The sequence below is a fragment of the Planctopirus sp. SH287 genome (assembly GCF_056500625.1).
On the sequence record NZ_CM151403.1, the window covers coordinates 2,826,203 to 2,841,424 of the forward strand.

Here is a 15,222-nt window from a genome sequence, read left to right on the forward strand (position 1 = left end):
AGGGAAATTCTGATGAGTCACTTTCTTTCACAGTCCTGGTTGATTGACCGCCGACATGCCCTGCGAGCTTTAGGGACATGTATTTCGCTTCCCTTTCTGGAGTGCATGGTTCCCCTTCGAGCCGCTGAGGAGGAAACATCGACTCCCCGCCGCAGTGCCTTTATCTATCTGGCTAATGGTGTCCATTCGCTCAATTATCAGATCACCACGCCGGGCAAGGACTACGAGTTTTCACGTTCACTCAAGCCTCTGGAAAAGCACCGTGACGTGATCACACCGATTAGTGGCCTGCATCATCCGGGAGCACTTAGCCATCATCACAACTGCATTTCGATCTGGCTGACGGGAGGCAAACTGGGACCTTCGGATCGGAACACGATTTCCATCGATCAGAAGATGGCCGAAGTGACCGCGAAACAGACACGTTACGCTTCGATGGAAATTGCGATCACTCAGGATTCCCTTGCCTGGACGGCGGATGGTGTCCGGCTGCCCGCAATGCGTCGTTGCAGTGAGATCTTCAAGTCCTTGTTCGAGGAACCCAAAGGAGGCACAGACGCTCAGCGGAGAGCCTTGCGACATAAAGGAAGCGTCCTGGACGCTAACCTGGCTGAAGTACGACGACTGGAGCAGAAAATTGGTTCAGCCGACAAAGGGCGGATGGAGCAGTACCTCACGTCTGTGCGGGAAGCCGAGATCCGGACGCGAAGGGCCGATGCCTGGCTTGATACACCACTTCCCGCCGTCACAGAAGATGACCGTAAACGCACGAATCGCGATATTGCTCACACCATGGCGGGTGACTATTTCCGCACGGTATACGATCTGATTGTGCTCGCCTTCCAGACCGATTTAACTCGCGTGGCCACCTTCAGTCTGGGTGGCGAAGGCGATGCGATTTCTATCCCTGAGATTGGTATCACCGAGTCACGCCATCAGCTCAGCCATCACGGTGGCGATCCGGGCTATATGGAAAAACTCACCAACTATGACACCTTTGCGATCGAGCAATATAGCTACTTCCTTAACCGCCTGACTGAAACGAAGGACTTAAGCGGCAAGCCGCTCCTGAATTCGACAATGTCTCTGTTCGGTAGCGGTATGTCTTACGGCCATAGCCACGGCAACGCCAACCTTCCGTTAGTGCTGGCCGGTGGCTCAGACCTGGGGCTAAAGCACGGCAGTCATCTCGATTTCAATCAGGGACACTTCAAGGGGTACAACCTTGATAAACCCTCCGAGCATTACTCACTTTGCAGCCGACCTGCGAACCCGGATGCCCATATGAGCAACCTGCTGCTCTTGATGGCGCAGCGGATGGGTGTAGAAACCGACAAGTTCGGCGACAGCAACAAGGCCATCGATCTATGATTCACCCTTTCAAATCCCACTTCAAATCCCATTGGCTTGCGGCAATTGGCTTGGGCCTGTCTTTGGTCACGAACATTGCGCTATCCGCCGATGAACCGTTTCGGCCTGAAGCGGGCACGTTTCCTTCGCTGGAAAAGTCGCATTCGTACCGGGGATTGCTTGTCTTCGTGGATCATGCGAATCGGCGGGGCAGCTTGCGGGTACAAACCCCCGGCGAGTATTTCCGCAATCCCCCTCATCCTTTCGCGATGCTTCCTTACGGTATTGTCCGCCAACATGGCGCGCCGGCGGATCTCAGGGACATTCCCCTAGGCTCCGTCATGCATGCCCGAGCCTATTTACCGCCAGACCCCAAAACGTCTGCTGTTCCGGTTTTCCAGAAAGGCACCCCGGCCAAGCCAGCCGAGAACCACGTTCTGCTGCTGGAAGACGAGCCGAGCTTTTGCCTGCGGGAAGGGATGGTCTGGAAGCTAAAAGAAATCGACCTGAAGAAACCTCAAGGAACAATCATCGCCATTCGGGTAGCAAAAGATAATGAAAGCAAGGACGGTGAAGACAAGGATCGTGGAGCCAGCAGCGGCAGCGAAGAAAAGCTGACGTTCGATAGCTCTTTGCGGATCTGGCGCGGGCGCGAATGCCTTGGTCTTCAAGATCTCATTGCGGAAGGCGCCTGGCCCGCTGAAGGGAAAAAAGCTCTGGATGGCCAGGAAGTCCTGCTGGGCATCACCTGGCAGCCCACTCCCGATGGAGTGTTTCTTCGATACCACATTTCAGACATCTGGGTGGATGAGACCGCCATTCAGCGTGCTGCTCAACATCAAACGGAGTTACATAAGGCGCTGATCCGCAGCCGCTGGATGCCCGCATGGGTCGATGCGGTTGAGTATGGCAAGTTCGGCCGGGCCACAGTAACCGCCACCTTATTTGGCGGTATGGACGCTTCCCTCTATGCCGATTTCAAAAAAGAAAATCAGATTGTGATGAATGCTTCTGAGGACACATTGAAGCACGCAGGGAGTAATTATGGCCCGGCACACATGGCCTCCAAAGGCACGCTCCTTGAGACCAAAAAAGCGACGGAAGACATCCCCTTGGGAAGCAGCGGAATCCAGATTCGCTTTGAGACGGATCTCATCATTGAGGGCATCCGTCCGGGAAGAATCGTCCGTGTCCGGCCATCCAACTGGTCTGAAGTCAAGCTGCCTCGGGAAGAATACCTGAGTGACGGCAATGCTCCTGAAGACCGCTTCCCTTCCCATGCCATCTTCCCCAAGTATTAAACCGAAGCCCCCTTTTGCCACATTCCCGGGTGCCAGATTCCCATCTCAAAACCTGATACTATTCACCAGTTGTTGGCCTGACGATTTTTGATTGATCCTACTGCGGTAAAACGTAGATCAAGTGGTCTCAGACGCATTCCAATTTGAAAGAGCGTTTTGTGTGCCATGCTTGCAGCTTTGGGGGGCAAGCATGTTTTTGAGATCATCAACGCGCTATTTCAAGTTGCGATTCGTATCAGTGCGATAAAATGAGGGCACTCAGCAGGCGTCAGTTGGCTACTGCGGGATCGGATTTTCAGTGCGAGCCAATTCCTGCACCTTGATGAATGTGCGGCTCTCACGATGAGATCGCACGCGGCGGCCGTCTGGCATGAGTTCATCTTTCCCGGAAATCAGGGCATCTCCAACCGACACATATTCGCCGCCAACAAGACTCACGCGGGAATGGCAACTCACCTTTTTGTAACCCATAGACCAGCGAGGCGGGGCCTCTCCTGATTTGATCAAGGTGACGGGGAGAGCTTTGTCTTCGAAAGCCTTCAGTTCACATTTCAGTTCGACCGACAGTTGTTTCTTGTCGTCGAAGAAGGGTCTGGCTTCAAAGGTCTGTCCGATGAACATCCATTGTTCCTGCGGGTTGGGAAGATCAAGCCGGCGGGTGGCTGTGATGAAACTGCGAGTGTCGATTCGTCCTGTGCTATCGTAGCACGCTTCATAACCGCGGCGTTCACGACAGCGGTAATCCTCGCAAGTGACCAGCCTCGTCTGCGCGATGTGCAAGACACCCGTGGTCTTTTTCATCTCTTCAATCTTTGCCAGCATTTCGTTAGCCGAGGCCCCTTCAACGGGACGATCCGTGATGACATGCGCGATTTCCACGGCGAAGCGCCGGCGGTTCATGGGCAGGTCGCAGGGTTGGCTGTCGAACCGAGATGAAAAATACTCGACCTGGGTTTCAATCGGCGGCGGCACGAACATGGCCGCTGGCGGAATCAACTGGCTATCGGGAATACTGATTCCCAACAGAGAGAGCGTCATGAGGAGGTAAATCATTTTTCCTCGCTTGGTGAACTAGATCAGTCATGTCGTCACTTGGGGTGCATAAAACAATGCACCCCAAGTGACTGATTCAGGATCGACTACGAAAACCATCAACGCAAAACGGGTGACAGATGGAAACCATCCGTCACCCGCGGTTTTTAATAGCAAAACTGACTTCTAATCAATGACAAAAGTTCTAGGCATCAGCCATCGCGGCAGCGATTAGAAATCGTTGTTGTCGAGAGTCACTTCGCCATACTGCTGCCCATTGAAGGTCATGAGCTTCATGTAAACGGTAATATCAATATTGTCTGCAATTGCTTTACCAGCACCGCTCGCCATCACCACGTTAATCGCACCACCGTGGTTTGAACTGGGACGAGGAGTCCGTGGGAACCCTGTCGATGTCGCGACAGCGGCATTGGGTCGCGAGTTCAAGACCGAAGTGTTTGAAGCAAACGTGCCGTTAGTACGCAGCGAGTTATTAGGAACCGGCGTCGAAGCAACATCGAACGTCGCTGGGCCAATCCCTTGCGTGGTTCCAGCGACCCAACCGGTCGAGCCGACCTTGATCCCAAAGGCTAAATCCCAAGTGTAACGAGAAGCCCAACCATACAATTCTGGCGCTGCGGATTCGGCATGACTGGTATTCGAGTTTTCTGCCAACAGCAACGTGTTCTCAGTGCCATCGGCCGAGGTGATCGCATCAAGCGTCACAGTGTCATTACGCCAAATGAGCCCGGTCGATTTTTGAATCTGATAGTCTTTGCCGGGAGCAGGTGTCGTCGAATCCCAGTTGATGGCTTCGGTACTATGGTTGAGATCATCGGATCCCCAACAGGCGTCCGCAGCCACTCCACCATTGACGGCATATGAAAGACCTAGCTTCTTTCGGTCATTGTTCAGATCATCGGGACAAGTAAAAAATGGTAGCCAGACCTGTTCATCATCGTTGACATAGGCACGAATGTTGGGCGAAACGCCATTAGTTGCAAAACGCGACTGAATCGAACGGTACAAAGCGGCGTTATCAAGCACTGGCAGCAACTGAATCGTCCAAGGAGCATGCAACGTCGTGTTAGCGGCCACTGTCTGCTGCTCAACCATCAGCGGGAACTTTCCCCCACGACCGGATGAGAAGTTGTGCATCGCCAGGCCGAGGTTCTTCATGTTATTCAGACACTGCAGCTTGCGGGCAGCGCGGCGTGCACCTTGAACAGCGGGGGCGATCAACGAGATCAGCGTGGTGATGATCGCGATCACCACCAGCAACTCGATCAGCGTGAATCCACGGCGGCGAGAACCACCTCGGTGAAATAGGGCGGGGCTTAAGGCTTTCATCGAAGTGATCTCCATTGGTTCTGTCGATTGGATCGGATGGGAACGGGATTTGATGTTGCTGGGTTAGCCAGCCACGAACTTGGCTGGATCAGCCTTCAGAATTGGTGCCAGCGAGTGGATTAACTAAGAAACTTACCATCTCTCAATGAGATTTTCCCCAGCAAGCAATTGGTCTGTCGATAAAAAATCTGCAGATCAATGGTCGTCTCGGAGTTTTCATTACTTAATTATCCATTTCTGACACCATTTGTCGATCAGAAACCTGTTTCCTGACAACATTTTGCGACGATTGGCGATGTGCTTTGAAGACGGAATGTTTGTCTGCCTTCCCCGCTAACACCGATTAAGGCATTTTCCGGGCAAGATCGACACAACCCTCAGCATCAATTCTCGTTGCAACCTGTTGTCCTTTGCCTGTTTCAGTTTGCAGCACAGATGTCTCAGAACTGTTCGGCCACCTGTGTCGCAACGCTTCAAACGGGCTGGTTTCGATCACCACTGGCTCCATAGACGCAGTTGCCATGCCGCAACTCAGGAAATCTGAAACTCAAGCGGAAACAGTGAGTTTTCCTCCCCAAGTCCCCTTAAATCCTGGGATCAGTCTCATGGCTGATATGCTGAGCAGTCTGTTTGAGGTTAGGGTTGGTATCAGGCGTCTGGCCTGTTGAAAGAGACTTCCAAAACGCATCCAGCGGCAAGAGACATGAAATTCTCTCGCCGCTGGGACATGATTTTATCGCATAACAGATGGGGAACGGATGCTACTTCTCCAGCACTTGTCCGGCTTCAATGAATTTCCGGAAATCGAAGGTTCCCGTATTGGGATCATACCCGGCTTCCAGTTTCGTGCGGTCAACGACATACACGCCGCGATATTCCGGTTCGTAGGCATCATTGAGCGGCGCCCCAATCCGCACGACATTGCCGTTCGCGGTGTCATAAGTGGCTCTGAAGAACTTGCAGGTTAAAAACACCACAAACGTATTACTGCGAGTCGTCGCATTCTGCGACATCTTCGCAATCAACCGCTCCCGAATCATCGGATCCAGGGCACCCGAGTCATGATCAGCGTCTGATCCAATCTCAAACAGTAGGCGAGCTTGTGGATTATCCGGATTCACAGATCGTATAAGCCCTGGCATTAGGTTAGCCGGAGTCGTGTCGGTAGGAGTTGCTGCATAACTCCGGAACGGCGAATTCCCAGGCAATCCTGGTAAACCAATTTCTTGGGCCCCATAGCCAAACCAGGGATCATTCGCTGAGTAATCACGATTGAACGTAAAGTCGTCCCACCAGTCGAGACCATCGTTCGTTTGTAAGGGAGGCAAAGAAACATTGGCGTTCAAATCCACATTGACCACTCGCTCATCATCCAGCCAGGCGGCAAGCACTTCGGGATGGCGTATCGTGTTGGGATTAATCTTGCCGGGAACACGATGGTTTGCCGATGTCGACGTCTCATGAGCAAGTCCTCGGTTAACCCGCGAAGGTACTTCCAAAAGCTCCAGCACACGATGCCAGCGGTTGTTGTTATTACCGCCTGACGGCAACGAAACACTCACGGGCGACGGATACATCGGCATCAGGAATTTGGCACCTGCTGTCCGTGAAAGCTCCACCATGTTTTCTGAGTGGCCAAGCGTCGTGAGATAAATCGCCTCTTCATTCTGGCCAGTACCGACACCAAGATAAGACCGTCCTGTTTCTGCCAGTCGTAGCGTCAGATGGGCCGGGCCAAAGAGCGGAATCTGAAACAACTCTCCAAGATTTGCCAAGTCCCGATCAGGATGCCGTTGCCAAGCCGTCCAGATAGCCAAAGCCCCCGGATTCACGAATCCAATGGAGTTCATATAAGGATCATCTTCAGGCGCTGCTAGCTGGCCTACATGAGGTGCTGTCGGAGTTGCGTCCAGAGGCTCTCGTCGCTCATAGGATGTCAGTTTATTGAGTTCATCCGTAATACTAGGGTCAGAAGTGCTGGAGGTTGTTGGATTAAGGCTGAACTGTTTCAGTTCTGGAACTCGTAATCGATCAACTTCGACCCATTCATTTTCAGTAGCGGCTGTCGCATCCGCCGGTCGTGTCCGGCCAAGGTACTGTCGTCGATAGAGCACAACATCGATTGGGTCGGATTCTGCTAAAATCATGCTGTCTTGGAGCAATCGGATCGCAGCCGTCGGAGTAACGGTCGTATATTCGTTCTGGTCACCGGAATAGAGTCGATGGCCTGTCCCGTTATTCGGTTCCTGGCGCACAACGTCGTAGCTCAATGCCCCATTACGAGGAGCAATCCAAAAGTCGCTGCTGGTACTAAAGTCAGGCGTACCAGTCGTCCAGGTGAAATCGACCTTCATGACACTCTGCATATTTGGCGGGTTGGCCGTCGCTTCCAGATCGAAGCTTGCCCCTCCAATTGTAAATGCGCCATTGACCGGAACCGTCCCCGACTGCAACGTCAGTGCCCGTTGAGAGGTGAGATCTGGTACTGTCCGATGGGGCCGTACGACCACTTTCCAGTCACCGCTGGTCGTAAAATTAACCGCATCCGCCCCGGTGTTGGCCAACTCAACATAAAGGAAATACTGATCATCCCGGTCATCCCATTCCGTTGCCGCATGATTCACACCAACAACAGGCATCACGGAATCATCTTCAACTTTGACCGCTTTAATGGCCAGCACTTCATTGATCGCGAGTTTCTGCCGCTCAATGCCGTACACGTTTGCGCACTCAGGATTTGTGAGCGAGGCCAGGGGATTATCGTCGTTGACATTCCAGCCATTGGAAAGGTTGGTATCGTAGACAAACCGGGTAATCACATCGTCACGATCCATAGCGTCGACATAATTCACAGCGAACTGTGCCATTTCGCGAAGTTGTTCTGAGGAGTAGAGGTCGCTACCAATGGTGTTAGCGGCGTTTACCCCGTCACGTCCCCCACCAAAGAGATAAAGGATTACGTAGATATCCCGGCACAGTCGCTGCCGATCGCGCCGGGCATAGAATTCCTGTTCATTGCTCGCTTGCGTTGTCAGATTTGCGCCAGCATTGACCACATGTTGGACAAGTGGCCTGGTGAACGGGCTAGTAGATGTCCCATCAATGATGCTGTTAAGAGGGATTCGCCGTTGAAATGTATTCGAACTGGAATTGTCATTTTCAATGATTTCCAGCCATTTGCGGACTGCAGGCCTGAGAGGATCGGAGCCAGCAGGTGCCGCCACTTCTGTATAAGGGGTGACTCCCCCTAACTGTGGCGGAAATTGATACTTCCCATTGACATTAAGTGAGTATTCCCAAGCTCGGTTAATGCTTCGAGGCCAGGAGAACTGCTTCCGGTCAGAACTCACGGTCGTCAGCTTAATACGGGTTCCATCGGCTCGTGAACTATTGGCAGTATTGAGGTTAAATGGTGCCAGATTTGCAGTACGGCTATTTAAGCTATATTCCGAGGCCGACGACTGCCGCATCTGCAAGATGGCACTTTCAAAGGCATCGAACAGGCTGTCACTGGTGTCAGGGATATCACGATAATAGCTGGTTTCGTATTGATCTTCCCACAACAAATTTGTGGAAGGTGTCACAGGAGGCGCCAGCCCAAGGTTCGTCTTGTTCCACTTAATGTATGGATCTGTGTCGGCACCCACCATGCGAGAGAAACGCAGTTGGTGTTGCAAAAAATCCAGGGCTTTAACATCGGTGGCTTGCACGAAAGACCCAACCCCAGTGAAATCCAGCGGCCAACCGAAAGAAGTATTTACAAGGTTGGATGCCAGGGGATAGACCCAGGAGGTAGGATACCCTAACCACATTCCCCCGGAAGAGTTATTATTATCATCAACTCCGGTCACTCCTGGGCGAGGTGCCGTGCTGCCAGAGCCAGTGACAAACGCCTGCAAAACGCTCCCTTCGCCATTGCGGCCGGGATACAGCGTGTCGACGACCGACGGACTCAGGAATGTCGCACGCCCTAACATCAGCATCGCCAACTCCATGTTGGCCGATTCTTTCCATTCATTGACCTGAGAACCACCTCCCGGCCCAGCAGCAGAAGCCGGTGCACGGCCAAACATCGCCTGATGCGCCGTGAAATCGCTTCCCACAATCGTATCAGGGTTCGTGGCTATGCCGGTGGGCCGTGCATTGAGTACCCAGGACGGATTAACTTCCGAAGGGCCTAGCCCCTGGTTGGAACGTGACAGGAATTCGGTCGAGCTTGGAGTACCTGTCCCAAGCGTTCCAGCTGCCACTGTTCCAACAGCCTGAGTATGAGGCCCCAAAGCCGGCACGCCTAGCGCCTGATGAAGCGCCAGATTCCCATGCACATTCAGATTGACGAGACCATCCAGATCATAGATCGTCGCTGAGAACAGCGGCACAAAGGGATTGCCGTTCGCGTCTTCCTGCACGGGATAATCCAGATCGATCCAGATCCCATCACGAATGCCATCGAGATCGTTATCAACATCGTATTCGTAGATCGCTGCATCCGTGTTGAAGTTAGGGGCTGATTTTACCAGCGGTTCCCAAATCCCCTGACGCCCGGCCAACATTTGGCGGTCGGAAGGAATCCATCCCTCCGCCATCGGCTGAGCCGGGAATCCTGCCGTCAATGGGGGATTCAAGGTGGTTGAACTCGCTTGAGCATCGGTCAGAAAACGACTGACAGCCGGAGACCCCGCCGCTTGAACCATATGCTCCGGATGCGGTCTCATCACTCGCGCCCCATTCCCAGCACGATCGTACCATCGACTCCCGAGAGGATCGGTCACAGAAAGTGGGTCATTCGTACCGGGCCGGCGCATGATCTGCGGCCGGTGATAGGAGGGAATTACGACTGGAATTGCGAGTCCCGGACTATTGGGATTCGGAATATATCCACGATAAGCCAGGAAAAGAGTATTGAGGTCAGGTGCCGTATAGTCAGCTCCACGTCGAGGTAGCAACCGCGGATCTGGTGTTCTCCAGTTGTGCGCGGCTGGAGAGGAGTTAATCGAAAGCGGGTGATATTCGGTATCTGCCGGTGCAATTGTTGAGACCAGAGTATTCGATGCGACATCAACCCGGTTTCCAATACCGGTCATTAAGTTAAATCCAGTGACTCGTATAGGGCTGACATCGGCAATCAGGTAATCATCAATCGCCATTGTGCTGCCGCTCCAGGATAGCCGCATGGCTCCTCCATCAAACGGATGGCGATCAGGATACTGATAAACCACTCGCCCCATTCCCTGGGCGTCGACCCGTTGCACATGCCCCATGGCATTAGGAATCATCGCATGCTGGCTCGACCAGAGAGCGCTATTCCGATACTCCGGCCGAGTCCCCACAATGATCTGATCGAGCGCGAAGTCAAACAAAACATCGCCCGTCAGTCCGATCTCTGCCGGAGCCTTGGCAGCTTCTGAGAAGTATTCAGCGTTACTTCTTTCCTGCGAAGCAAATGTGTAGAAGATCACTCCCAGCACGGAGAGTAATCCCAGCAGCACCATCACAATCAGCAACGTCGACCCACGGCGATCACAATGTGTTTCACTTTGGGATGCTGCTGTCTTAGCATAACCTGCCAGCATGTGGGATCGCATAGACCCGAGAGTTCTTTGTGGGCGACGGTGAGTCTGCATGATGGTCTCCTGCCTTGAAGGGCAGTTATTCAATCGAAACGATTTCAGAAAGGGGGGAATGAATCCGTTACAGAGCGGCCGCTTCTTTAACTAAGCAAGGCAGGATGCCACTCTTTCACAGGAAATTACATTCAGCCATTCACTTCACAAAACACCGGCCCGCATTTTACTTACTGATATTGTCGTATGGTCATCGCCAACTCAGAATTTTTTATCACGAACTCTATATAAGTCAGCTGGAAGGAGTCAGATCACACTGCATTGTCATCGTGCGCAATTGTTGAGAAGTCGGATCCAGAAACCGCACCGTGACCTGAATAGCCCGTAATGGACGTCGATTGTCAAATGGAGTCCATTCGACCCCAGCGTCATCAATGATGGGGGTGCCATACACAATCGGCCGGGTCAGAGGTAAGGTTGTCCCGGCAGCGTTCGTTGTTCCCGAACTCGCTCCCGTTCGGACAAAGTAAACCGGGTCACCGGGAATAGTTGATAAATCCGTTGTGGTATTAAACTCCGGCAACACAACCATTTCTGCGGAGCCAGGAGTAAATCGAGGAAGTTCATAAGCAGGATTGGTTGTCCCTGGCACATACCGGCGAGGAGTGATCGGAGCCGATTCCGGTGCAGGAAGCTGGCTTGGGGGAACAGGATCATTGACAGTTAGCCGTAGATTCTTTTGCCACGTATCAAAGACGCGATTGTTCGCAGAATTCCTCGGGCCGAAAGCGGTATTAGTGCGTCGATCCGGGCGATCTGGGCTACCGCTCATTGCTGCACTGGTGCTGTACAGAACGCTGCCCGGCCCACCAATGTCGACAAACCCACCGATCCCGCTATTCGCAAAATCGTCCCAGACTTTAACGTCAAATGAGATGACATTCGCCAGCAACAAATCCTCGCCCCGACGACTTCCATTGCTGGAATTATGCTGAAGAGGGGAAACGACTCCCGTTGTCGCATTGACTTCAAGACCTGACGTGGATTGCGACATGGGGCTGTTGGTGGACGACGGTGCCGTTGAATAAGGGTAGCTAAACTGGAGGTTGGAAGTCTCTTCTAATGTATAGCGACCGAAGAATTCAGGATCTGTTCCTCCCGCAATGGGCAGGAATTCCCGTGGCTTTCCCGCATTGGCCGTTCCATCGGCAAACTGAAAACCAAATCGTGTCGTTGGACGTTCCAGGTCGACGAGTGTATTAAACTTTACACCTTGGACGCTTGGAGGTGTTCCCCCAAATCCGATTTCGGAAATGGGCCGAACGGAATAATCAAAATCTTTCCAGAATGTCGTTGTCGTGCCGGGATTGTAATGAAGCGATGCCCCGGAGGTCATATCAAACAAAGTGTTCGTTGTATTGCCATTTTCATGTGGATCAACTTCTGCCGTTGAATCTGCTGGCTGGCGGATCAGCATCACCCGGCGATAAAGTGCACCGGGACGCCCTGAACGGCCACGCCGCATGAAGAGGGCAATTTCGGCATTTGAGCTGAGCGACGAATTATTATTTAATTCACCGTCATCCAAATCTGGCTGGTTTTGAGCGTTTCCAACTCGGCGAGCCTGGCCAAAATAAGAGTCTGTCCCTGCCTGTGAGTCGAGCGTGGTGCTGATTCGCCCCGTAAACTGCAGGACATCGTCGGTATCGTCGAAGGGATCATTTTCCGAGATGTAGAAGTAACCACTCATCTCGCTTTCTTCGGTATTAATATTGCCAATGTAATCATCAGGCCGAGCCGACCAAGGCCAGACATATTTGAATGTCCGATTGGCGATATCCCGAGTGATGACTGTTTGCACAGATCGGGCTCTCTGGTCGTTCTCCATAATGCCACGTTGAGTCGAAACCGTCCCTGCGGCGATCTGGAAGACTTGAGCAAACAAACTCATCATCAGCAGAACCAACGCCACCGAGACTAGCATTTCAACCAGCGTAAAGCCGTTATGCCGTATTATGACGTTCAATCCGTTAGCAGGTAATTGGGGGTGGCGTTTCATTATTGAATGTCCCCAGGATTAAGAGGGCTGAGGGGAAAAACATCAACGATGTTGGGCACAATGACCACTTGTCCATCGTTAGAGTTTTCCACCACACGCCCTTCGATACGAATTCGTGCATACATCCCACCAGTCCCAGCAGTTAGGCTACTGGGATAAAGAGGAAGCGCTGGAGGGGCCGGATCTGGAGGAAATTCACTCGGTTTAGCTAAAGCCAATGTGGTGAAGCCCAATTCTAAATCGGCTATGCGATACCAGCGCATCCTTAAGGCATCGAGGAGATAGCCGCTCTTCTTCCACTTGGGAGGATCCGCAGGATCATACTTAACGATAATCACGGCCCCTGCTCCGCCAGATGTATCAACATAGGAGGCGAGGAATGCTCCATGAACACGTTCATCACTCGGGCTAAATTGGCGACGGAAGAAAACAGCGACATCTGAGTTGCGAGTTCCATCCGCCTTGACCCGAGTCGTAGTCAACCATGTATATCGCAATTCCTGGGTTTCGACGCGAATAATGGTCGGTGTAAATCCAGCACGTAAACCACCGACATAGGAAAGAGTATCGGTCGTCGGTGCAGGTGTCGCAGCAATCTGGCGAACGTGAACTTCCCGTAAATCGGCATCAAGAAAAACGAGCCGAGAAGCCACCTGATTGGGATTAATAAAATCATTGAGGCCGGTCTGGTCAGACAATGTCAAAGTGTAGCTATTGCTGCCATTGTCGATTGGTGGCCACGTGGGCGACTTCGACTCGACTTGTAATAGCCAGCTATCAGGTAAGGTTGAAAGCTGGGCCGCTTGCTGAATGGTGGTGGCGCTTCCCGAAAAACGGGGAATGATAGTTATCGGATTCGTGCCGTCATTACCGAAAAATCTCCCAGCTGCATCTGAGATATTCTCCTGCATGCGAAATGATCCCATAGGATCGACAACATACCCATTAGCAATGGAGACGGGTTGCCAGACCGTTCCGTCTGCTGCTGTGATTGGCCCTGTGCTACTCCATGTTGGTTCTGTGCTCCCGAGCGTTCCGCTGGTGGTACAGCCAAAAACGTAACGGGGGAGTTGGCTGCGGGTCACAGAATTGCTGGGAAGAATAAAACTCGGGCGTGCAGGGTTATCGCCTATGGATGTAACCGACAATCCGGGTTGCCAGGTTTGAGCACCCACAGCAACCTGCCCCAATGCGCTCCTTAATCCCCGGACATTATAGCTGAGAATTGCACTATTGGTGAGGTTGGTAGCCTGTACCGACTTGAGCACGCTGACTGGGAACAATGAGGCCAAACCGACGATGCCAATCCCCATGATCATCAAGGAGATCAGCACTTCGCTCAGCGTCACACCCATACGACCGGGGTTCTTGGCAACGTTTGCTGTGGTTACAGCCATTGACCGATGACAATGTTGTTTTGAGAAGGTCTTCATTTACCTGCCCCTTCTCCAGTTTCTGCGTAGAGAAGTCTGTCTGGAAGTCCTGAGACAGAGTCAATCACTTGAGATATGGCATGTGCTGTTACTGCGCCAGTTCGTGTTGCAACAGTCACCAGCAATTTGTCGCCGCGTTTTTCGCTATCTTCATCTTCAGACGCCACCCCATTTTCCCAAGCCAGTCGATCAGCATCAGCATCAAGCTGTGTCCCGACATAGAGATGAAGAAGCCCTGCCGAGGCGGCATCACCAATGACAGTACCATTGGGCGAATACATAACGTCGAGTTGAGTTCCATAGCGAGGCGGCGAGACTGAAGCATCACGCCATGTGGCAGGGAGCAGAGATCCCCGATTTGTCGCCGTGCCCAATCCATCCAGATTGCGGGAACAACGATCAAGATGAACAACGACCCCTTGCGGAAGGAAGACAGGTTTTTGCCCTGGAAGTGTAACTGGATCCAGTTGAAGGTCGTAAGTGCTCACACCATCTCGACCCGTTTCAAATGCATCAGGTCTCCCAGATGGAGTTTCTGCTTGCAAATGAAACGGTGTCGCTAAACGCAACCGAATCGGGGTAGCAGAAGTATCGAGTGTGGCCCGATACCATGTTCCACGACTCCCGGAGGGAATACGGATCCGGATATCACCAGGAAAAATTTGGCGAGCAATCAGATTGGCCCAATTGGTTCCTGCATCTTCGGCAACCACCATCACATCATTGGACGTCAGATTCGACTCATGTCTTCTTAGCTGGATTGTTCCTCTAGACCAGAGCTTGCCGGGTTTAATGTAGATCATGCTGGTAATCGTGCGATCATTACCGGGGCTCTTGACAAATCGAACGCCGACTGGACTTTTGGCATAAATAGCTCGATCGCGGGCCCCCTGAAGAAATGACTGCACCTGACGAGCGCCGTTCCGAACCTTATCGCCATCCAGGCTAAGACGCACCATCGTCGCAGTGATCACCAGCAGAGTGACCATAATAGAAATGACGACCAGCAACTCAATCAGCGTGAATCCGCGTTTATGAGCAGGAGTTGGCTGGACATATTCAATCGGCTGTCGGCGCAAGAAATCGGTAAACCGATTTGCTGACCCTGCCATCGAGTGTGTCTTCATGACGAT

Annotated in this window: 8 protein-coding genes; 2 read left to right on the top strand and 6 right to left on the bottom strand. The window is 52.4% G+C overall.

Annotated elements, in window-relative coordinates:
• Positions 1 to 12 precede the first annotated feature (12 nt).
• Both SH287x_RS10410 and SH287x_RS10415 read left to right on the top strand, forming a co-directional pair.
• Positions 13 to 1,371 carry a DUF1552 domain-containing protein gene (locus SH287x_RS10410; RefSeq protein WP_479514244.1) on the top strand — a complete coding sequence of 453 codons (1,359 nt, stop codon included), beginning with the start codon at positions 13 to 15 and terminating at the stop codon, positions 1,369 to 1,371.
• On the top strand, positions 1,368 to 2,651 hold the full coding sequence (locus SH287x_RS10415; protein ID WP_479514245.1) for a hypothetical protein: 1,284 nt from the start codon (positions 1,368 to 1,370) through the stop codon (positions 2,649 to 2,651). The genes SH287x_RS10410 and SH287x_RS10415 overlap by 4 nt, the downstream gene beginning before the upstream one ends.
• Positions 2,652 to 2,927: 276 nt before the next feature.
• Here SH287x_RS10415 and SH287x_RS10420 read toward each other — a convergent pair whose 3' ends face one another.
• From SH287x_RS10420 to SH287x_RS10445, 6 genes are all read right to left on the bottom strand, one after another.
• The gene (locus SH287x_RS10420; protein ID WP_479514246.1) at positions 2,928 to 3,689 is read right to left on the bottom strand and encodes a hypothetical protein; all 762 of its coding nucleotides are present in this window, start codon (positions 3,687 to 3,689) and stop codon (positions 2,928 to 2,930) included.
• A 225-nt stretch (positions 3,690 to 3,914) separates the two neighbouring features.
• Positions 3,915 to 5,033 (bottom strand): DUF1559 family PulG-like putative transporter, encoded by a 1,119-nt coding sequence (locus SH287x_RS10425; RefSeq protein WP_479514247.1) that lies wholly within the window; start codon positions 5,031 to 5,033, stop codon positions 3,915 to 3,917.
• A gap of 761 nt (positions 5,034 to 5,794) precedes the next feature.
• Positions 5,795 to 10,657 carry a hypothetical protein gene (locus SH287x_RS10430; RefSeq protein ID WP_479514248.1) on the bottom strand — a complete coding sequence of 1,621 codons (4,863 nt, stop codon included), beginning with the start codon at positions 10,655 to 10,657 and terminating at the stop codon, positions 5,795 to 5,797.
• Between the two features lie 232 nt (positions 10,658 to 10,889).
• A complete protein-coding gene (locus SH287x_RS10435) occupies positions 10,890 to 12,656 on the bottom strand; it encodes a prepilin-type N-terminal cleavage/methylation domain-containing protein (RefSeq protein WP_479514249.1) in 1,767 nt (588 codons plus the stop codon).
• A complete protein-coding gene (locus SH287x_RS10440; protein ID WP_479514250.1) occupies positions 12,656 to 14,089 on the bottom strand; it encodes a type IV pilus modification PilV family protein in 1,434 nt (477 codons plus the stop codon). Before SH287x_RS10440 ends, SH287x_RS10435 begins: the two co-directional genes overlap by 1 nt.
• A complete protein-coding gene (locus tag SH287x_RS10445; RefSeq protein WP_479514251.1) occupies positions 14,086 to 15,216 on the bottom strand; it encodes a pilus assembly FimT family protein in 1,131 nt (376 codons plus the stop codon). The genes SH287x_RS10440 and SH287x_RS10445 overlap by 4 nt, the downstream gene beginning before the upstream one ends.
• Between the last annotated feature and the right edge of the window lie 6 nt (positions 15,217 to 15,222).